This window comes from Bradyrhizobium sp. NC92, assembly GCF_025200865.1.
Taxonomy (GTDB): domain Bacteria; phylum Pseudomonadota; class Alphaproteobacteria; order Rhizobiales; family Xanthobacteraceae; genus Bradyrhizobium.
Window position 1 is genome coordinate 6873815 of record NZ_CP104171.1, and the last position, 21935, is coordinate 6895749.

At 56.8% G+C, this 21935-nt stretch carries 11 protein-coding genes and 3 pseudogenes; 7 read left to right on the forward strand and 7 right to left on the reverse strand.

What is annotated here, in order from left to right:
• Positions 1–707: 707 nt before the first annotated feature.
• Positions 708–1175 carry a NolY gene (locus N2602_RS32140; RefSeq protein ID WP_260380609.1) on the forward strand — a complete coding sequence of 156 codons (468 nt, stop codon included), beginning with the start codon at positions 708–710 and terminating at the stop codon, positions 1173–1175.
• A 6-nt stretch (positions 1176–1181) separates the two neighbouring features.
• Here the strand turns inward: N2602_RS32140 and N2602_RS32145 are convergent.
• A pseudogene (locus tag N2602_RS32145) lies at positions 1182–2299 on the reverse strand (IS630 family transposase).
• A 196-nt stretch (positions 2300–2495) separates the two neighbouring features.
• On the opposite strand from N2602_RS32145, the pseudogene N2602_RS32150 reads away from it, so the two are divergent.
• A pseudogene (locus N2602_RS32150) lies at positions 2496–2995 on the forward strand (IS3 family transposase); the annotation flags it as partial.
• 35 nt (positions 2996–3030) lie between these two features.
• Positions 3031–3273: pseudogene (locus N2602_RS32155) on the forward strand (IS5/IS1182 family transposase); the annotation flags it as partial.
• A 300-nt stretch (positions 3274–3573) separates the two neighbouring features.
• Here the strand turns inward: N2602_RS32155 and N2602_RS32160 are convergent.
• Positions 3574–4314 carry an outer membrane protein gene (locus tag N2602_RS32160; RefSeq protein ID WP_260383754.1) on the reverse strand — a complete coding sequence of 247 codons (741 nt, stop codon included), beginning with the start codon at positions 4312–4314 and terminating at the stop codon, positions 3574–3576.
• A 903-nt stretch (positions 4315–5217) separates the two neighbouring features.
• Between N2602_RS32160 and N2602_RS32165 the strand changes: the two genes are divergently transcribed.
• Positions 5218–6423 carry an MFS transporter gene (locus tag N2602_RS32165; RefSeq protein ID WP_260380610.1) on the forward strand — a complete coding sequence of 402 codons (1206 nt, stop codon included), beginning with the start codon at positions 5218–5220 and terminating at the stop codon, positions 6421–6423.
• A 330-nt stretch (positions 6424–6753) separates the two neighbouring features.
• Here the strand turns inward: N2602_RS32165 and N2602_RS32170 are convergent, their stop codons facing one another.
• Both N2602_RS32170 and N2602_RS32175 read right to left on the reverse strand, forming a co-directional pair.
• Positions 6754–7497, reverse strand: a complete 744-nt coding sequence (locus N2602_RS32170; RefSeq protein WP_260383755.1) for a LuxR family transcriptional regulator — start codon at positions 7495–7497, stop codon at positions 6754–6756.
• Between the two features lie 851 nt (positions 7498–8348).
• Complete coding sequence (locus N2602_RS32175) at positions 8349–9197, reverse strand: hypothetical protein (RefSeq protein ID WP_260380611.1); 849 nt, start codon at positions 9195–9197, stop codon at positions 8349–8351.
• A 403-nt stretch (positions 9198–9600) separates the two neighbouring features.
• Between N2602_RS32175 and N2602_RS32180 the strand changes: the two genes are divergently transcribed.
• The 3 genes from N2602_RS32180 (at position 9601) to N2602_RS32190 (ending at position 15346) form a co-directional block, all read left to right on the forward strand.
• Positions 9601–9726: a hypothetical protein gene (locus N2602_RS32180; RefSeq protein ID WP_260380612.1), complete on the forward strand. Its 126-nt coding sequence runs from the start codon at positions 9601–9603 to the stop codon at positions 9724–9726.
• A gap of 1437 nt (positions 9727–11163) precedes the next feature.
• Positions 11164–12495, forward strand: a complete 1332-nt coding sequence (gene hemN / locus N2602_RS32185) for an oxygen-independent coproporphyrinogen III oxidase (RefSeq protein ID WP_260380613.1) — start codon at positions 11164–11166, stop codon at positions 12493–12495.
• A 1546-nt stretch (positions 12496–14041) separates the two neighbouring features.
• Positions 14042–15346, forward strand: a complete 1305-nt coding sequence (locus N2602_RS32190; RefSeq protein WP_260380614.1) for a carbohydrate porin — start codon at positions 14042–14044, stop codon at positions 15344–15346.
• Between the two features lie 710 nt (positions 15347–16056).
• On the opposite strand, the gene N2602_RS32195 is transcribed toward N2602_RS32190, so the two are convergent.
• The 3 genes from N2602_RS32195 to nolL form a co-directional block, all read right to left on the reverse strand.
• Positions 16057–17049: a pectinesterase family protein gene (locus tag N2602_RS32195; RefSeq protein ID WP_260380615.1), complete on the reverse strand. Its 993-nt coding sequence runs from the start codon at positions 17047–17049 to the stop codon at positions 16057–16059.
• A gap of 201 nt (positions 17050–17250) precedes the next feature.
• The gene (locus N2602_RS32200) at positions 17251–18546 is read right to left on the reverse strand and encodes a glycoside hydrolase family 28 protein (RefSeq protein WP_260380616.1); all 1296 of its coding nucleotides are present in this window, start codon (positions 18544–18546) and stop codon (positions 17251–17253) included.
• 779 nt (positions 18547–19325) lie between these two features.
• A complete protein-coding gene (nolL, locus tag N2602_RS32205; RefSeq protein ID WP_260380617.1) occupies positions 19326–20447 on the reverse strand; it encodes a nodulation factor fucose acetyltransferase NolL in 1122 nt (373 codons plus the stop codon).
• Positions 20448–21935 lie beyond the last annotated feature (1488 nt).

The following is a 21935-nucleotide window of genomic DNA, read 5'->3' on the forward strand; positions in this document are numbered from 1 at the left end:
ACAGCACGTCAGCCTTTGGCATCACTGCTGAGCGGCTCCACATCATTCAGCGGCAGCGGGACCTCGACCTCCATCGTCAACAAAGCGGCTTCGGCAAGGCGCTGATCCACCAAGCTCTTCGTGCGGTTCAGGTCGCGGCGGCAGCACGATGGTCGAACAGATTCTTATATTGCCAAGTGGTAGCGCCCAACACGGCCTATCGGCAGCCTGGATGGTTACCATAAAAACAATCGATTTTACCGGATCTGCCTCAATGCTCATATTCAATTGCCGGATTGGAAGCAGCGATCAGAAGGGTCGTATGGCAATGGATTTCTCTCTTTGCACCGCTTGTTGCACGAAAATAGACGAACTCATCGTTCGGATGCAGCGTCGTGCCCCATGCTAGTCGGCTGGCACGCTCCAAGCCCGTCAATGACAATCGACGCCTGGTACGTAAGCAAGGAGTACTGCCCCTCGCTACGCGTCGCCGGTGGACACTATGGCATTTGGGTTGACAAATCAGCACGCCAGAGAGCGGCTCTGGCCGCGCGACTTGGTTGCAAACCGCGATAGCGGCGGCACCGCCGTGTGGCGTGGATGGCCAGCGCTTCCCGTTACAGCCTCGTGTCTTCAAGCAGCTGCAATTTGGCTGGGGCAAGTACCCGTGAACGGGGTGACAACACGTCGTCCCTACATAATGTTATATTATCGAGAGAGAACGCGCTGTGGACTTTGAACATTGGAATTCGGGTGTGCCGTACCCTAAACATGGAATCAAGCAACAGGTCGAGGCTGTTGCAGGCCTGATCTGCGAACAGGAAAAGCCGCTCGACGCGATTCAATTGCCCAGCAAAATCACGAGCACCTTGATATCAGAGCAATTGAAGAGTGACCTAAGCGGCGCGAGAGCCGGGACTGCAGCCGGAGAACGGCAGACCACCCGACCTCCAGACATGGAAACTGGTGTTTTCTATCCTGAGGACCTTCAGTTTTTGGGCCGACTTTTTGATCAAGCAGTTGCGGCCCTGCCATCAGCTATGCAGACACCTGACAACCGGACTACAATCGCGAAGCTTATTCTGACGCGTGCGGTGACCGCTAATGGCCGACCAGAGGCCTTCCATGCAGTCAGCGATGCGCTATACCTGTGCGAATTGATCAGGCAGGGCGCTAATCCATGCTGCGGCGTATAATCGGTACTAGTGTCCTGAACCAGAAGTTCGCAACATCGGATCTTGCTTTGCCGGGGCATTGTAACGACAGAAGCGCTCGATGGAAGCAAGGATGTCATCGGCGGATTTGGTCCATCGGAACGGCTTGGGATCGGTGTTGTGTCGCTCGATGAACGAGGCGATATCGGCCGTGAGGGCGGCTACGCTGCGATAGACGCCGCGCCTGATCTTCTTATCGGTGAGGAGCGCAAAGAAGCGCTCGACCTGATTGAGCCATGACGAACTGGTCGGGGTCAGGTGCACATGCCATCGCGGCCTTTTAGCCAGCCATCGCCGGATCAGCAGGGTCTTGTGCGTGGCGTAGTTGTCCATGACGAGATGGACGTCGAGCCCGTGCGGCACGGCAGCCTCGATCTCGTCGAGGAACTTGCGGAATTCGGCGGCACGGTGGCGTCCGTAACACTTGCCGATGACCCGTCCGGTCGCAATGTCGAGGGCCGCAAACAGCGAGGTGGTGCCATGCCTTTTGTAGTCATGGCTCCTTCGGGCCGGCTGGCCGGGACGCATCGGCAACATCGGCTGGCTGCGGTCCAAAGCTTGTATTTGAGACTTTTCGTCCACGCACAGAACGATGGCGTGTTGCGGCGGCGAGACGTAAAGGCCGACAATGTCGCGGACCTTGGCCACAAAGTTCGGATCGGTCGAGAGCTTGAACGTCTCCATCCGATGCGGCTGGAGCCCGAAGGCCCGCCAGATGCGTTGCACCGTCGACACCGACAGGCCGCTGGCCTTCTGCCATGCCGCGGGAGCTCCAATGGGTGGCGTTCTCGGGGCAATTCTCCAGCGTTCGCACGATCACGGCTTCGATCCGGGCATCGTCAACCGTGCGCGGAGCCCCGGAACGCGGCTCATCGTGAAGCCCGGCCACGCGCTGCTCCATAAACCGACGCCGCCACTTGCCTACGGTCTGCCGGTCCAGCCCCAGCTCGGCCGCCACGTCCGTGTTCTGACCACCCTCCGCACAGGTCAGCACGATCCGGGCTCTCAGAGCCAGCGCCTGAGCCGTCTTCCGCGGTCGTCAGCGACGCTAGTTCGGCCCGCTCATCATCGCTCAGTATCAGGGGGGCAAGTTGCCGGACCGCCATTGGAGACTCCGTCGCTGTTTGCCTCCATCCTTGGCACAGCGACACGAACCTAATGCGAATCTGTGATTGCGAACTTGTGACTCGGGACACTAGCTGGCAAGTTCCACAGAACGCTCCAATGATCTAAGGCCGGCAAACTAGATCATTTTTGGATAGCTTTCCGCACCGAGTCCCGGCTATGGATGGGCGAAGGACGATGAAGGCCTCAAAACGCCCAGAATGGCTTATTCTCAAGCAGGACCATGATTGGGATCGCGGTGGCGGACATTGCTTCAAAGCCGGGATCATCCAGGCGATCTACGTCAATTGGAAGAAGAAGTGTGACGGGCTGTTGCCGACCGATATGCGGCGACTGAAGCAGCTCGAGGACGAGAACGTCAAGCTGAAGAAGCTGGCGGATCTGTCGCTCGACAAGGAGATGCTGCAGGACGTGATCCACCGAAGGCTGTGAAGCCTGGCCGCAGGCGCAAGCTGGTCGACGAAGTCCATAGCGAGTGGCAGGTCTCGATCCGCAGGACCTACGCAGCACTCAAGTTTGCCTGATCGACTACGATTACAAATTGCGTCGCTCAGGCCAAGCTGCCGGTCGAACATCGGATCAAGGAGATCTGTCGTGCCCGCGTTGGCTACGGCTATCGCCGTGTCCACGTTCTGCTCCGCCGCCAGGGGTGGCGCCACGGCCAGAACCAGACGCGAGTTGGCCGTGGAATTGACGCAACAAAACGCTGACGCGCGGCGTCTTCGGTGTCATCAAGCGCGAACTGCGCCGTCGCTCCGCCATCCGCCCATCATTGGACACCTGAAGTCCGACGGTCACCTCGGCCGCTACTACCTCAAAGGCCGCTCAGGCGAACGGAGCCAACTTCATTCTCTCAGCCGTGGGCCACAACTTCCGCCGCGTCCTCGCCTGGCTCAGAGAACTCTTGGGCCTTTTCCTGGGATTGTTATGGCGAGCGATCGCAACTCCAGCCTAGCTCAATCCGGCTTCTTCACAGTCGACTGACTACTCTCACGTGGCGGCGCCCCGCTACCCAATCGCTCGTACCAGCTGACCAACTTCCGGTAGACACGCAGTGCGCCCGCCAAGATCAATTGGTATAAGACGTACTTTGAATGGCCTTAACCGCATTTGTATGCACAGTGGTCGACCGCGGCCGTATGAAGAACTGGTCTTTGCAAATGGCACGTTGTGTGACGTTGCGCCCGACTGATTTGCGCGGGAAGGAGCCCCGGCCAGGGCCGGGGCTCTCGATTGCCCTTTGAAGGGAAGATCGTTATTTGAGAACTAGGGGCCAGCCGAACTTGTAATTGAGCCGCGCGGTCAGGAGGTCAAAATCCTGACGGACGCGATCGTTCCCGAAAGCGCCACCTCCGGCGGAGGTGAAGTTCACATTGCTGGTCGGCATGAATACATGGTCGTACTCAAGCCCAGCTGACCAGTTCGGCGTCAAATTGACCTCGAATCCGGCACCAACCACACCGCCCCAACGCGTCGTGTCCGCGCTCCCAAGCTGCGTGCCCGCGGAAACAGAGTTGACCTGATAGCTGCTGCCCACGATCGCGGTGCCACCTTTGGCGTAAAGCAGTACGTTGCTGATCGCATACCCGATCTGGCCAGTGATTAGGCCGAACGCGTCGATCTTTGTCTGGTTCACGTTGGTTGGAAAAGCGCTGCTGACATTGGAGCCGTTGAAATCGGCCCAATTGCCCTGGCCTTCGACGCCAAGCACCGTCTGGCCGATCTGCCAACGGTAGCCGATCTGCCCGCCCAGCGTGCCGCCGCTTGCGTCGTGAGAGCCCTCAGGGGTCGTGCCCGCGAAATCCCACGAGGAATGAGCCGAACCCCAGCCCCCGTTGACGCCAGCATAGAAGCCGCCCCAGTCGTAGAGCGCGACCGCGATCGGCTGAGGAGGCGCCTTGGTGTAGACGGGCTGTGCAGCGAGATCCACCGCGAATGCAGGCGCCGCAGCGGTGAGTGCGACGATGCCCGCAGTCATAAGCAACAAGTTTTTCATTTCGAGCTTCATTTCCTTGAGTGGCCCCCGATCGTGCGCCGTCATAGCAGCGCGAACGCGAATTGCTGTAACTGCTGCGCAACATTTACTTCGAAAGAATTGGCTTGAATCTGACGCTGCGTAAAGTTGTACACTTTGATTGTCAGCAACAGCTCGCGCATTGAGGCCTAAGAGTGCTCGCGCGCGTCAGCGCCGCAACAGAGTAGGTGGCTCCAGATCAAGGCTCGCTTCAAAAGAAGGTCACTTTTGCATCCCGTCGCCGATCCGAGTCAAGGAACATGAAGCGGAGGACTGAATGCATTGAATGTGTGCGCAACGAGATGCCACTACAAGCTGTCAAGCGAACAATCGCGCGATCATACTCGCGCTGATTGCAATTGGTCTGCGGAGCGGGACGCATCTGTCGGGTTTCTACCGCTGCGAGACTGCCGGTGGGCTGAAGGAGCCCCGACCTTGGTCGGGGCTTTTCCTTTGGAGTTCTCTCCCCGAATCACAGGTCGTTTTGCCTAAGCGCCGCCTTCCAAGTCGCGCAACAGACATGAGCCGCTGCCCAAGCGCCGACGCCCCGTCCGCACCCGTCAAGGCTGACGAACCCGAATGTCGGATTAAAGATAACGATGTCCCCAAACTGACGCGCCCGCGCAAAAGAGGCGACAAGGACGATCGTTTTTCAAACGGCACGCTGCTTGCTCCATTCGCACCGTCGCCCATAGATGGCAGCATCACGGCGCCTGGCCAAACCCGATGAGCGCAGTGGAGTGTTTGATGCGATCAGCGCCGTCGGCCTGGCCGCTTCATAGTTTGTGGTAATTCGCCCGCGGTTGCTGCGTTGGACCGATCCGCTACTTATTCACTCCATGCTTTTGAGAACACGCGAAAATGCTCCTTAAAAGGAAGAGGCTGATGGCAATTCGCTACATGCCACATATCGGGATGGTTGCGTTGGCCAGTCAGCAGTATCTGGCGATCGCGTTGATCTACTCGGCTGTTCCGGTGATCCTTCGAGCGAACGGCGCCAGCTTGCAACTGGTTGGGTTGTATAGCACGGCATTCTTTGCCTTCACTGTTAACTTTCTTTGGGCGCCCATCGTGGATCGATGGAGCCTCAATCGTCTGGGGCTAAGGCGATCATGGATCCTGCTGACTCAAGTCGCCACGACCACTGTGCTGGCAGTGATGGCTTTCTTGAATCCGAAGACCGATTTCGTGCAGCTTTTTCTTGTTTCTCTCGCCCTTGCGAGCGTGGCCGCAACACAGCGGATCGCAACACTGGGCTACATTGCCGAAGCCCTCGATCCCGGCGAGCGTCCGCTCGGGGCCACGCTGCTGGGCTGGGGTCGGGTCATCGGCCACGTGATCGGCGGCGCGGTCTGCCTCCAGCTGATCGAGAGTGTCGGTTGGCGTCCGACTTTGCTGGGATTAGCGTTGCTGCTGGCCGTCTTCGCCGGATGGGTGTTCGCGATCCCCGAACCGCTCCTTTTCAAGAACCAATCGCGCTCACCGCAGCGCCAGTCCATCTTCCTGCGCAACAATGGTCTATTGACAACGGCCGCATTGATAGCGCCCGGCGTTGCCGGGATCGCGCTGGCGTTCGCAATGGTGCAGTTGCGGCTCGTTGATCTCGGCTTCGCCGCGGCAGACATTGGATGGATCGGAGCGATCTCGAACGTCTTAACGTATACTATCATTGCGCCGCTGACCACCGCGATCCTCGCACGAACGGCGCCGAATCACGGCGTGATCTGGAGCTGTGCAGTGATGGCCATCGGTTTCGGAGCATTTGCGATTATTGATCGCTATGCCAGCGTTCGCGTGAGCGCTGTCGCGAGCGTTGGGATCGTGTTCGCGGCCCTCGCAGTCCAGCACGTTACATTCACGAACTGGTTTCTCGCACTCGCCCGGCCAGGCAAGGCTGGAACAGATGTCACCTTCCTCACTTCGGTGATGTCGGCGTTCGCACTGATGGGCTTCGCGGCGAGCGGGTTTATCACGGCGAGATTTGGCTACAGAGTCACGCTGATCCTGCCAGGCCTCGGCTATGCTCTCTCAGGGTTGCTCGCTGCAGGATTCATCCGCGCCGCCAATCCGACGCCGCCACGCGTGACGTAAGACTGATGATCGAGCCAGTCTTCCTCAGTCACAGCATCGTGGTCAACAGGACTCATACTTGAGGCAACTACGGAAGGACCCAGCAATTGAGGCCCGACGCGCGACCGTGGACAGCCATTGGCGAGCGCACCTTTCTCTTCCCCTTTCGGAGTGGCCTGGTGAGCAAAGGGAGACCCGTGTTGCAGCAAGCGCAATTGGCTGCAGTCACATGGTCGATTGAGATTCCTCGATGACCTGGGAGAACGATTGCCCCTAGGATCAACTTTTGTATTCAACAGCTTCCAGCCGCCAATTGACTTCGACACGATCATCAGATGCCAACAAGATGCCTCACGCTACATGGAAGTCAAAGATAAGATTGAGGCGGATCGCCAGAATGGCGGCTTGGACCCGGCTGGTCGCACCCAGCTTGCGCATCGCGTTCTTGAGGTGAAAGTTCACCGTATTCTCGCTAATTTGCAATATCTTTCCGATCTCCCATGAAGATTTGCCCGCTGCCACCCACCGGAGACAATCTTGTTCGCGCTCCGATAGCGCAACTCTTTCAATGCAGTTATCTTCCGCTGGACGTGTGATCTCCACACAAGCGGTGTGAAAATGCCAGGCTAGTGCGTTGAGATGGCCTTTAGATTGTTGAGGATCGGCATCGTCGAACCGAGAGGCAAACGATAAGACAGATATTCGACCCAATGGCCCAAACAATGGCACGCTCATGCCGTGCTTGAGACCGGCCTCTCTGGCCTCATTCAGGACGCGCCTTTCGTCAGGCTGTAGTTGATATTGCTCTCCGAGCTGATCCCACAGAAATGCTCGCGCAACCATTGGTGTCCGTCGGACTACCGGATCAATCTTGTGGTACTCGCGTTCAAAATAGCGTTCGCACCAGTCAGGCGGCCACTTTACGGCCACCGCCGGCGGTGGATACTCCGGGAGGCGAAGTGGCTCCGCGAAATTGAGTGCTCCGTAAGAGACTTCGCTGAAGCCTTCGTGGCTTGCACAGCTCACAAGAAGCTCGAAAACCGATCTGAGGGATTGCGTTCGCGTCGCGCATTCGGTGAAACTGAAAAGATCCATTTGAGGCGCCTCAGCGGGCTGGCCCAAAAGGTCGTTATTGCCCCTTTCGATTGAGTTTGCATCAGGCGGAGGCAAGTTCCACTCCATCGGCGAGCCGCTTCGTGATGCCGAGCTCAACAGCGCGGTGCCACCGTCGATGTTCGGTTTGCCGGCGAGCATGAAAAGAGCCGGGTCACGATCTGCGCGATCCTACGAATCTGTATCCTCAGCCTGCAACTGGTCTTCACCGCGTCGGCAGCGGCGAGAGCGCGGTCGATGAGCAGCCCGAGATGGCCTTCGCGCAAGTCTCGCGCCATGCATGAACGATGCGTGGCGTCTACGTGCTTCAGTCGGGTATCTCCAACGCGAACACCTCTTGAGCGTTGAGGCTGATCGACCCTCGTGGCGGAGGAGGATGGTCGTCAGGGGACCCCCCCGATTTGCTCGCAGTTGGGGGATTTTCTTGGTGCGGCGGGTACTTTGCATGCGCAGCTCCGGAAGGGAAAACCTGCGGATCAGCACAGCAATTGTCGTACCAGTTCCATTCGTTCTCAAAATCGGGTTAAACGACAATGAGTTGAGAGATTTGAGATATATCCTGCGGGTGCGTGAGTTGAAGACTCGCGACATCAGGAGGAAAGCCGACAGTGCCATTGGGGTGGGCTGTTCGCCCTAACTGCTTGAGTGGCTCCTTCTATTTGATGATCCGTGTACCTTGTTTGCAAGTGATCACTGAACCAGCCATTGTGGCGTGTCGCGTGAAACGCCGACCCGTCTGTGAGCCGACTCCAATCTGACCGCTCAGCACATCAAATAAGGCACGGATCTACGATGCACGAAAGCTCGATTGTCCACTTGCTCGCGGAGGCGTGTCAATTCGTCGCTGCGGCTGTCAGCGGCTTAGCGACGTTTCTCAGGACAGTGGCGCGGCAGTTGTCGAACATCTTCTTCGTATAACTGCCGCCGAAGTAATCCATTACGAAAGTGCCGGTATAATCCGGATCATCGCCCACGCTGCTGATTACGCTATCGAGAATTGCGCCGACGTCGGGGATGCGCTCGCAGTAACGGGCACGAATAACATTGACGGCGTTCATCGAGTGAACGGCCTCGTCGGCAACCACCTCTCTCAGCCATCGAAGGAAATTGCTCCCAAGTCCGGCGTAGAAGTCTCTATCCGCAGCATAGGCGCGACAAGTGCACATCTCGTCAAATGCGATCATAACGAGCAGAGAGAATTCGTCCTTTAAGTATTCATTGATGGCAGAGAAATCGTGCGCTCGAGCTTCCAATCTGTCTCGAAGATCCCTTTCGGATTCACCAGCGACAAGCTCCATGATCTGGATGAAACTCTCGGTATGACGCTCTTCATCCGCGGCCCAGGCTCTGAAGAACGCCTCAGCTTCGCTGCTGGCGATTAGATGTCGGTTCGACAATTCTTGCCTTAAATGCCTCGCGTCGTATTCGGTATACAACTCTGGCCAGAGCTTCTTCCGGCGTGCGCGCACAGTCGCTGGTCCGGCCGTGAACATCGCAGGTTTCAGCTCATCGAAGAAGTCTCTTGGATTCCAGTTCCGTCGAATCGGCCCAATCACCTGACGATCCTCCTTTGAGCGGCGTGCCAGATGGACGCTCACAAAGCATTCTTGCTCAACACCAAGTATGCTGTCGCCCCCCTGTTCTGGTGGCAATTTCAGGAAGCCACTTGAACTCGCGTTCATCAACAGAGGCTCTTCGTGGCGTCGTCAAAGGTTTTTTTGCAGCGTGGGTGTCGGGTAGAGTGCGGCGTCCCTTTCTGCTCTGCACCTCGCCTCACAAAGATGGCCGGTCCATCGAGTCTCGAGTTCCGGAACGGAAAGGTGATCCGGAAATTCAGGGACGTGAACGGCCCCTCCACGGTCGGCTGTATGTTCCGGTCGGCACCTTCGAGGCTGCACTGTGCTTTAAGATACGAGTGCTCGAAGTCGGTCGGCAGAGACTTTCGACAGTTGGCTCCGGAAGCGGGAGGAATGCAAATGCCATTGCTCGACTGCATGGCAACACCGTGATTATCTCGCTTGGCGGTCGAGACAAGCGGAAGCAAGGACATCAGAACCGCCAACCGTATGACCGAGGAGGCTTCATATGCCTCTTAAGGCAACCAAGTTCTACGTCCAGAACGACCTGAAGGCGCGGGATCAGCGGGCGGCCTATCTAGAAGCGGCACTTGCAAGCGAGGATCCTTCGTTGCTGCCGCGGTCGGAGATGTGACCTAATCTCTGAGAGCTTCGGACTCTCCGACGAGACTGGACTGAGCTGCGAAGCGACCCCAAGACCTTTTGCGTGGGCGGCACGCCAACGCCAGGATACTTTGAACAAGTCGACCGACGTTCTGGGCTACAAGCTCACCCACGGGCCAACGGAGGGAGTGGGTCAGCGCGCTGCCGCGACGGCAAAGGAGCTGGAGTAGCGGAAAAGCCGCTCCTCACGTCCCAGAGATCGCGTCCGGCGTCACGATGGCGCGACTATTGGCCGGTAGCCTTCGCGGCAACAAGCTGCCTTCCAAGCCCAATTTATCGACTTCAATATCAATATCGTAACCGCCCAATCGACTCTTAACCGCGGACCTCGCTTGTCTGGAGCCATTTTCCTTGGCTGGTCTTAGCGATCGATCGCACAGGTGTCTTTGTCAGCATCCCTCGTACCGGCACGCCTTCATGCCTAGGCTGCCAAAGATAATCAGTCCTAGATTGCCGCTCTGCGATCGCCTTTCATGGATTATCCAAGGTACGTTCGTCTATTTGCTTGGAAGAACGAGCCAACCAAGGCGCGACCGTTTCGTTGCAAGAAGAAGCCGTCAAGACGCAAGCACACCCGAGCTCTGTGCAAGATGTGCAGCTTGATCACCGGCTGGCGTCACATGAGAGTGTCCCAAGTGACAATCATTGTTTGAATGTCCATGATCTGACATCCGACCAAGGCGCCCCGACGCACTCGACCGGGGGGTTAAAAAGTGCGCCGGGTCCACCCCAACATCATCAGTACATCCGTGATGACGCTCTCGAGAATGAAACAAGTAGCGTGGCGGAATTGAGGCTCATCACTTCATCGGACTATCACGTACTTCACGCGCAGCACCAAGGAGGCTTGAATCGCACGTTGCGTCAGGTTGTATGATGCGCTTGACCCTTCATGGCGCAGCCAGATGCGGCGGAGGCTACGAGGCATTTGCATCCGCGATGCCGAACAGCGATGACCCCGTTGTGGATATCAATCATTCCCGCAACTTCCTGAGCGTTCTTCGCTTTCGTCGATTGAGCTTGTTTTACTGGCCGCCAACCTATGGGCCACGTGGTCCTTTAGCTCTCATACGTTGACCACGTGCTCTCGTTCCTCGCGCAGCGCTTCAGGCTTCAGAAAGAAGTGCGTGCATCCTTCTCCGTCAGTTTTCGCGGGTAGCGCTGTCGAGCTTCTTCTGTCGGCGACGCGGCTACCAATCCGTGAGACAGCTTTCGTGATTGCCAGTCGGACAACGAAGACTAGGCTCGTGCGCCCGCCACTACTTCAATAGTCATTCGCTCTCTCCCGTCCGATTGCGCTCATGCTGCCGAAGGAATTCAGGGCTGAAGCCGGTCGATTGACATAGCGCAAAGATGCTGGCGAGCGCCGCGACTAAGATGAGTCTTACAGCAGCATGGGACTGTAACGTTGCAGACTACACTCCTGAAAAAGTATTGCGATGGCCGGCTGCCTTGGTACACCATATATCCAACTGTACCTGAATTCTCGGAGACAGTCGGCGCGAACACTTGTGAAAAATGGCTGAGCCGGCTGCCGGACGAGTCCGTTTCGCTCTATCTTCACATTCCGTTCTGCCGATCGATCTGCTGGTATTGCGGCTTCACTACAGCGCTCACCCGGCGCGACGCCCCTATTCTCGGTTACTTGGATGTGCTGCGCAAGGAGATTGACTTAGTTGCAAAAAAGACGCCGCAAGCAATGCCTGTGAGCGACGTACACTTCGGCGGCGGCACGCCGACCCTTATCGAGCCAGCGCAGTTCCTGGCCCTGATGACACACTTGCGCCGCTGCTTCGCGTTCCAAAAAGCGGCAACGCTCGCTATCGAGATCGACCCACGCACGTTCACGATCCGAATGGCCGAAGCCTTAGGAGCAGCCGGATTCAATCGCGCGAGCATCGGAGTGCAAAGCTTCGATCCAGTTGTTCAAAGATCGATCAATCGGACCCAGACTGAGGCGCAGACGACCAGGGCTGTTGAAACCCTTCGCCAGCATGGAATAAGCCGCATCAACTTCGACCTCATCTTCGGCCTTCCGAACCAGACGGTGCAGTCCTGCGTTCAGAGCGCTATGACCGCGGTGGCCATGCGCCCCAACAGGCTTGCGGTTTTCGGCTACTCGCACGTTCCTTCGTATATGAAGCGTCAGCGCATGCTTGATGAGATGGCGCTGCCGGACGATGCTGCTCGCGCTGAACAGGCTTCGGCTATGGCCGATACTCTGGTCGCCGCAGGCTACCTGCAAATCGGGCTCGACCACTTCGCCTTGCCGGACGACGAGCTCGCGCTGGCGCAGAAAGCTGGTCGCTTGCGGCGCAATTCCTTGGGTTACTCGGCTGACACCTGCAGAACCGTGATCGGTCTTGGCACATCGGCCATCGGGCGTCTCAGTGACGGTTACGTCCAGAACGAACTCGCAACGAGCGTTTACAGCGACCATATCAGCGCCGGCCGTCTGCCGACCTCGAAGGGTTATTGTCTCAGCAACGAAGACCGCCTGCGAGCGGCAATAATTGAGCGCCTGATGTGCTATTTGGAGGTAGATGTTTCGGCAATTTGCACTGCCTACGGATTTGATCCAGTTCCTTTTCTTAGTTCCGCTGGACGCTTGCCGATGCTCGCCGAAGACGGAATAGTGGACATCCACCACGGAACAATCCGCGTAAAGCGAGAGCATCGTTTTGTATTGCGCGCTGTTGCTGCCGCGTTCGACGCTTATCTTGACCGCTCACCGTATTAGCACAGCCGAGCGTGAACGGCGAATTCAGAAAGCCGCTCACAGTTGCAGCGACCTCGATCAACTCTTTCCGCTGGGCTTTGGCCTCCGTCGAACGCGGCAGCCCGACATGAGCCGCTCCCCTGCGCTCGTCAGCGTGCCTGGTTTCCTTGAGGCTGAGGCTCTATGGCAGCAAATTGGCGAGAGTTTCCGCGGACGCTTTGCCCCTTCTACCGACCGAGCGTCACGTCCGGGCCGAGCGCCACCTCTACAGTTTTCAGAGTATTTGATAGAGGGTCCGGCTTGCGAAACCGATGCACAGCTTAAGCCGCAGCTGTCTGCCTCTAGCACTTTGAGGCGTCGCGAACGCTATTAAATTTGTCGTCCTGAGATCATTGGGTTGCCCGGGCGGAGATGCAACCGCCGAGGAGCTGGGCAGCAGCAGCAACGCGCACCGCGATTGTATCGGGTGATCGAAATGTCACCAACATTCCTCTGACCCGGTGGAGCCTGCCAATAGCTCGATCTCCGCAGATAGCTGTCGCGAGCCAGTCAACTATCTACCTTGGCGATTGGTGGCGGCGACTGACAAATGGCAGGATCCCAAACAAACGTTGCGCGGACCGTACGTCGAGGAGTCAACATGCAGTATAGATCGTGCCGCACCAGCGGATCTCATGGATTTGCCAACTCCGCACTTAGCGCTATCAAATCCGCTCGAAGTGCGATCTCGACTTGCTCATGGAAGGCCATGGCTTTTGTTCTGGCACGATCGCCAGACATCCAATTGTCGGATGTTGCGGGCCTTAAATGTCGCTGGTTTCGGGCTTGGTCTCCAACCACGAAATCGCCGCAGACGCCTAACGCAGAGCAAGATACGTGGCGATGGTATTTTTTTGAAGGTCACCAGCCTCTCGAACAGGTGCCCTTCTTTTGGGAAGGTTACCACCTTCTCGAACCAGTGCCCTTCTCCGGCCAGGATGCTCGGCATAGCCGAAATCATCGCTCGAATGGCGGAAGGGAATGGGATCCATCGCGGCGTATTGGTAGCGAAGATAGCGAGGAGCGCCCGCCGCCATCATCTTGAGGAAACGAGGACCGCAAAGAAAAGAACGGCACGCAAGTCGCCGACGCGTTTAGGTGGGCTCGACCGATGCCCAGCAAGCTAAGTGCCTCGCGGGGATCACTCATTTCGCTCAAACGGCGCGCCACCCCCTCACACACGCCGAAACGGCAGATTGGCTCTAGACCAATCAGGCTGGAGCACAATCCAGAGGTCAGCGCTACAGATGCGGAGTTCACTATGCGGGAGTGCACTGCTGTAGCGATGTCGGTTCGATCACAACCGACTGCGGCCCTCGTTTTGAGCTTTCGTCAACGTTCGATGAGACGAGAGCTTCCAATCGCACTCTTCCTCGCGAAGCTGTTCATCGCGGATTCGGCGTCGGCACAAACTCTCGACGCGCCTAAGGGAAACGATATCCCAAATGAGCTTACCAGAGGGAGGATTCATCAAGGAGTCGCTTCGCGAGCAACGCGCTTCAACGATAGCTCAACGATTTCTAGCACTATGACTCTAGCAAAGCGCGACACGCCGAATGAGGTTGCTAGGAAGAGAACTCAAAAAAAGGCGGCCCCCTTCGCAAAGTTCGAAACTCTTCGTGAAAAAGGCATGTCGCTCATTATACCTGGCCCTGTCGATACGATAGATCAAGACAAAGGCGGCGTTAGATCGGCCTTGGCAGAGGTTGGGATTGGTTATGTGGGAGGAACAGTAAATAGCCTCATAAACAATCAATTGCCAAATGCGGGCAGAACCAGAGTCGCTAATCAACTCTATATGGGACAGAATCCGACATTTGGGACCGTGAATTTCATGATCGTGACATACGATTTGAGCCGCTTTGGAGTGCCCGATGGTCAGATCATCGTGGGAGCCGAGCAGCAATACTGGTCTTGGGAAGCCGGCGGGCCAGACAGGCTAGGAATCAACATCCTTGCCTACTACCAGACGCTTTTCGGCGGTAAGCTCGAACTCAAAATGGGTTATCTTAGAAATCAGAATGAGTTCGCGGGGACTGTGGTCGGCGGCAGTGCAGCAGCAAGCGTTTTGGGACCCTCATCAAACATCTTGTATCAGGCAGGTATGAGCAACAATGCTGCGCCCACGCCAGCGCTTAACCTAAAGTACAATTTTGATGATCACCTGTATAATCGGGTCTCGATCCAGCGCTCGCTCAGTCCAGACGGTCAGTATGCGCAGATCACCGAGAACCCGATCGGCCTAAATTGGGATACGACTAACGCACGCATCCTTTGGCTCGATGAGGCCGGCTACAAGAACAAAGCTGGTCCGGGCACACCCGAGTCCTGGCTGCGAGCCGGCATCGGCTTCAACACGAGCAGCTTTACGAACTTGGCTTATCCGAATCATCCGCGAGCTAATGAGAACAGCGTCTACTACGTTGCTGCCGACAGGCAACTCTGGCAGTCTGACTTTAAGGGCTCGGCATCTCGTGGGGTCTATGCCGGCTTCTCTGTGATGTACGCGCCGCCTGACTTGAACAGAATCAGTCAGTATTACGAGCTTCGTCTTTATGCGAAAGGGTTGTTCGATAGCCGGCCCAGTGACCAAATCGCTATCGTTGCCACTAACGCAGTCTGGAGTCACTTTGCGGTAGACGCTGACTTGGTGAAGGGACATCTCGCGCACCACGATACTACAGCGATCTCGGGAACCTACACCGCGCATCTGGCACCTGGGGTTTATGCAAGCCTTGGACTAACATACATCAACAAGCCAACAAGCCTCATACACACGCGGGAGACAGACCATGCTTTGAATTTACTGGTGTCTACGTCCATATTTTTCTAAGCCCTACGGGCCGACCTGATTTGATATACTCGTCGCTGCGGATGTGAGCGCAGGTTGACCTGGCCAGTGCAGAGAGGGCGAAGACCTAAATCAATTCGCGATATCTAAACTTCATGTCGTGATGTGCGGGAACATAGCCGCTCGCCATGCTTGCGCCGATCGTGGCCGTTACAAACCGGGTAGCATGGGGTATCCGGCGGCTAGGCGGATCTTCCGCATGCGGGACAAGAAGATGACGGCGCTGTGTAGAACCTGCTGGGTGAGCTACCGCGCGCAACCCGGAAGCTGCCGCATCTAATGGCAGTGCATAGCGTGGAGGGTACGAGCGAAGAGCGCCTTTGCGGACCCCACGTCGAAGGCCGTATTCTCGTCCACGGATAAAGTGTCCCGCAGTCAGAACGCTGCCGCCTCCTCGTATTGGTCTAGGCGACAGCGGGTTGTCGCGTTTGCGGGTCGCGCACACCACGTCCAGCGCTGCGGTCGAATGTCGACAGACATGCGCGTGATCTGCAAACTTGCCGCTCGCGGACCAAGTGCTGGATCTTTTTTCATCGTTGCCAAGCAGAGCTCGATTCCAGCAGTTCACATTTGCGCCGAGATGTAACAGATTGGGCCCGATCAAAGCCGGCACGATCATCTACCTTGCAGCCATTCTCATAAAGAACAGCGCATTTGATGGCACAATCTTCGTTTCACGAATGCTCTCCTTCTTAGTTTTGATGTTTATGCGGCAGCCAGCTCGTGTCTCCGAAGAACATTTTCAGTGACCACTGCCTGGTCTCACTGTCGGACAGTTGATGGGAGTAAGGTTCGCGCCGCGCGGAATCGGCTCCCCGGCCGGTGGATTTGTGCTCAGCATAGTAGGCTGTCCTCAGCGTGTCGGTCTTGCCCGGAGTCCATTCGCGCCACCCTTCCGCGATCACCGGCGCTTCCATCTTGGATGACAAGAAAACTACTGCAGCGAAGGATCGCCAAGCACGGCCAAGAGCAATTTCGCCTATTCCAGGATCGGCAGTCAAAGTGCAATGATCGAACACAAAGGCGCTGTCCTCGTCCGGCGCTGCTTTTCCTTGTGCTGTATACACAACCGTTTGATGAACGATGCCATGCAACTCACATTTCCGGAAATAGGCTTTGGCATTGCCAAATATGAAATCGACATGTCCCTCAATGTAGCAGTCCGCGAAGTATTGTCGCGACAAGCGGCCGTTCGGCCCCTTATTGGCGAACAGTGTGTCCTGTGCGCCAAGGAGGCGGACTCGAGTGAGAACGTCCCTGTCTCCGGTAATGGACAGTGCTACAGCCTGCGAAGGCGGATGAGCGGGATCTAGCGAGTAATCGTTTTGAATCGTTAGATTGTCGAGCCAGAAATCGTCTCCGGACGCTTCCAACGTCGCGGAACGAGATGTTCCCCCCACATAGATCGCGCCGTCGCCATAGACGACGACCGTATCATCCGGCCTCTTGCCGGTGCCCTTGATATGAACACCAGGTTTGACGATCCTGACTTTCTCGCGATAGATGCCCGGCGCAATCAGAATATCGCCGCCTTGCGCGGGTAGTGCATCTATGGCTGCCTGTACGGAGTGATAGGCCATATCGTTGGATTGTGAGACCAATAAGGGTTGAGCGAGTGTTTTCGGAAGACCGAAACACGCAGCCATTACGGCAGCTGAAAACACGTAAGCTTTCATCGTGGTCATATTTTCATCAAAGCAGTTTCGACGTGATGGAACGCGCAGCTGATTACGGGGACTCGTCGTGATCTGCAGCGACCAAGCGTGCAACCCCGTCGACCTGCTGCGCAGCAGTTTCAGTTTCAGTGCGGCCGAGTTCGGGCTTCTATGCGCATGGTTCCGGAAGTTTCGAGATAGTGCTCGGTACCACTGTGTTTTAACTGCTCTCTACCGGGTGGGGAATGCTTTTGCACACCTCTCCCGTCCGCCGGGCAAAGGAGCCTCGGCTCGACCATGCGGTAGCGGCGGCGACACGCCGGACGGTCCTACCGTCACATTTGCATTCTCAATGTACCAGGTCGCGGAATCGGCAAATCGCACATCGTCCAGAGTAATCTCGAGAGCATGCGACCGGTCGAGCCCGCGCATCAGCAGCATCCCCGTGTTGCCGCGGACATGACGCAGAACGATTTGGCGATAGAGTGGAACGCGATCACCCCGCGCGCGGGAATCGTATTTTGTGTCAAAGATGATCGGCCATCGGTTATTGCGCAGACAAACATCCTCATAGGTCACCCGCTCCACCAGACCGCCTCGGCTGACATCGCTCTTGATGCGCAGGCCTGAAGTGGTGCCGTCCAGGGTAAGGCCGCGGACGAGGATGTCGCTGACACCGGAGTTCACCTCGCTGCCAATCGATAGCCCATGTCCCCAGCCAAAATAGTTATCGATAATGGAGATATGGCGGGTAGAACCATTGTCGCCCGCCTTCATCGCGACATTGTCGTCTCCAGTCCGGATCACGCAGTGGGCGATGGTGACGTCCTGGCTAGCCCCCGGATCAATTCCATCTGTGTTGCGGGCGTCGGCTGGTGCATCGATGGTGAGGCCCCAAAAGGTGGCTCCCTGGACCTGGTTCATCGCCACATGGAAATTTGGGGCATTGCGCAAGGTCACACCGTACAGGGTAACGTCCTGCGCATGGTCGATCTGGATCAAACGCGGTGCGTTCTGATTGCCTCCCTCAGCCTGTGCGCGGCGTGCCAGCTGCCACCAAGATTGGTCGCTGCCGGCCATAGGCGCGCCGCCCTGGCCATCGATAGTGCCCGCGCCATAGATGCCGCCGCCCCGCGTTTTGAAAAAGCTAATGAACGGCCGGCAACCGTCGCCTTTGCCAGCGATACGACCACAATGCCCCGAACCCTTGTCATAAGCCGTTGGTTCAGCGATCGCGATTAGCGTGGCACCGCGTCCGATCCATAAAGTCACGCCTGATTTCATCTCGAGTGGCCCCGACAGGAACTCGCCACGTGTCAAATAGACCGCTTCGCCGACGGGGCAATGGTCGATGGCATCTTGTAGGTTGGCCGTATCGTTCTTCCCGGACGCCACCGGGCGATCGCAGACAGTACGAGGCGCAACGGGTTCGGCGACAATGCGGCGGTCTTGCGCTTGGGCGGCCGGACAAAGCGCCACGGAGCCAATTATGGACAACAGTGTCCAATCGCGAAAACGCCCTATCATCGACTATCTCGTGCCTACTGCGCGCATCTTTGACGCTACTTTGTATCGAGCTGAAAGTTGGCCAGATCGGCCGTCGCCTACTGGCTTGCGCAAGATGACATTTATAAGACCGCAAAGCCGTTGGCGTTGCGAACGAAATCTCGACAGCCCCGTAAAACTCTGTGCCCCGTCTGGACGTTCAACGCCGATCCGGACACCCCCTGTCCGCATTCTCCGACTCAAACTTTAATAGCGCGATCGATGCCAAAGCGCCGAAACTGACAGAGAACCGCAATCAATAAGGCCTACAGTAACGCTGGGGCCGCCCACCAATAATTAGGACCCTGCAACGAGAGGGCTGGCATCACCGAATGAGTTGCTGCTGCTCAGCGGTGTTGGGCTGTGCCGGCTTGGCGCCCGAAGGACCACATAAAACGCAGCGCTTTAAGCGCGATGGAGCACTTTCGTGATCTGGCCGGCTCGTGGGCCATCTCCATGAGCAGCCATAAGATTACCGAAGCGGCCCCTCATGTGGGTGGCTCAGCACGAGGATGCGATGAAATGACCGCCAGAAGTGACGCCTCCCGTTAGGAATCGACAGATGTCGGTGAATGATCAGTTCGCTAGCCTCGCACCAGCAAGTGCCGGCCAAGTACAGGTGGGCAAGTTTCGATGGAAGCTCTTTCGCGAGACAGGAATGGAATGTCTAATCGGCGATGATAGCGTTTGCTCCACCCCGCGTGCGGCTTCGCATAGAGACTTGTTCATTTGCAATGACGAGGCTTAGAGGGCTCAGTTGGTTAGTGATTAAGCTTTGAGCAACGCGAGCGAGGCGGCGCCCCGAGAACAATCCAGGACACCCATCCAAGGTCCTGCACAATCCGCCGAATTGTCGTGGCGATCACAACAATCCCCATTCCGAGCATGCCGGCGACGGCGACTCTGATCGACAAATCCCATGGCTCTCCTAACGGGATCAAATCCATAAGACGAAAAACGGCTCCCTGGATCAGATAAAGAAGCAGCGTGCCCTGGCCAAGCTCAACGGCAACAAAGCGAGCCACTCGATTTGGACAGCCAAAGCTCCAGAACTGCAGCACTAATTCCATCACGATTGCAGAAGCCGCTGCAGAGCCGAGAAACATGAGCAATACTTGCTTAGCGGACGCTGTATCGTGAATTAGAACAAGATTGTTGTAGACATAAGTCTCTTTGCCCCAGCTAAGATAGCACGCGCAAGTAATTGCAGCGAGTGACAACTTCAAGAGAAGTTTGTGACGTGAGATTATGTGCGTCCGCCATTCGCTCGATTGAGCGAACAAGAATCCCAGGCAGAAGAACGGATAAGTGTATCTTAGCAAAGGCACTATCGAAAATGTCACGGGCACCAGTGCAACCACGATTGCTGAAATGCATATGACCCACATCGATGAGCGACCGCAAGCCGCCAGAAGAAGCCTGATAGCAAGGAAGGAAGCAAATGTTGCCCATATGAACCAATATGAGCCGGTGAGATCCATGGCAAAGTCCGACAGCCCGCCAGTTACGCTGTTCAAAGGCGAGGCTCCGGCCAACTTGAACGCGGCCAACTTAGTAGCCTCCATCAACGTGCACCAAAATAGCGTTGGCAACAATAATTGCATCGCACGCTCGCTGACGCTGCGCGCGAGCGATTTTCGCAGGAGAGCTTTCGACGATAGATATCCGCTTATCGCCATAAAGAGCGGCATATGAAACATGTAGATCGACTTGAAATAGGGCGAATACCAATAGCCGTTATGTCCGTAGATGACGTACTGTGTTAGATGTCCGCTAATCACCAAGATGATGAGCATGCCCTTGGCAAAATCGAACCTCAGGTCTCGGCTGTCTGCTTCGGCTGACTGCGAGCGCTGCCTGGATCGTGCGGCGTAACAGAACATAAAGCCTCAACATGCGGTTGTGCGCCTGCGCTTGTCGGCGGACTGTCCGGTTCTTGCGCAAGGTGATTGGGCGATCTTAGTACGGGCAAAAATGCGCAAGTGCTAGCTACGTCGAGGTTCTTCGTCAATACAGGACGGTTTGCTTCTCGGTCCGATCACTTATCCGGCTTCGAACCGCCCTGGGTCTGTCAGAGGCTCGGTCCTGCGAGAATGGAGCCATGACAAGCAAGACCACAAACAAGTTTTCACCGGAGGTCAGGTCCGAGCACGACTGGAAGACCGACGCCGACAGCGCGGCCTCAGGCGACGTTCCGACGGACCTGGTCGAGACTCTGAAGACCTCGAGGGGAGAACTGAGAGCTTCGAGCACTGGTGCGCGGAGTAGCGACTGTCGCGCCCGCGAAAGCCCTTGAGCCATTCACCGCGGGAGTTCATTGTATCAGTTAACAAGTCGAGTGTCCGTCTAACTGGCTTTCTGCGGCTGATTCCTAGCGGCTCAAAATCTCTTTGGCAGAAGACCTGCCGGAGCTTCAGCTATGCCAACGTATAGCTATCCACGGAACGGCTCCCCTGGTATTCTTTTTCTGGTCGACGATAACCAGGACAGGCGAGGAGCAGCTTTGGGACTTCCGTTAATGGCATGGACCGGCTGTTGCTTCCCCGCGAGCATCGTTTCCGAAGCCTCACTCCCACAGCATCTTGGCGATCCTGAGAGCCGCCAGGACAAGATATTGCGAGGATTGCGCGGCTCATGCTGGCCTCTACGAAGACTGGATATTTCCCAATCAGCGGATCGAAGGCGCTGACGGCGAGATCGTTCAGTCGGCGAGAAGGAAGCTAACTGCTTTCAGCCATGGGCGTTCCCGGCTCGGTCGGCTGATCTAAATGCGATTGTGGCCGCGATCAGGGCCAACGAGGCGCTGTCTTGTGGCCCAAATCGTTGCTCGCCAACCTGATGCGGCCCAAAGATCCGTGCGTTCCCTACGCCGCACGGCCCCAGCGAGTCAATCAAACCGGCCACACATATCAGGGACGAGGGAGCCGCGAATCTCGCTATCCGAGTTGGGACTGCACTGCGACTTCCAGAACACAAAAGCGTAGATCGCAGACAAAGCTTGTCAACGCGGTTAGCACGGCTGAGGCCCCCCCAGCGCCTGGCCGGAGGATAACTGTTCTCGAGAATACTACAAATCAAAGAAGGAGTTCGCTTGAACTTGATTCCTCACTCCTCTCGCTGGACCAAACGAGAGGACGACCTGCTGCGCCAGCTTGTTGATGCAGGCGCGTCTGTGAAATTAATTTGCGAAACGCTCAACAGGTCCGAGCCAGAGCTTCGCAGGCGCGGCTACTACATTGGCCTACCGAGGAAATGGTTTAAGCAGGACCGGCCTCAAATCTGAACGGCGCGATCAGAGGGGCTCCTGCCTGGCGGAGAGCATGATTGACATCCGACTTTGGGCAGAAGATGAAGCGGGCGAGCACTTCGGA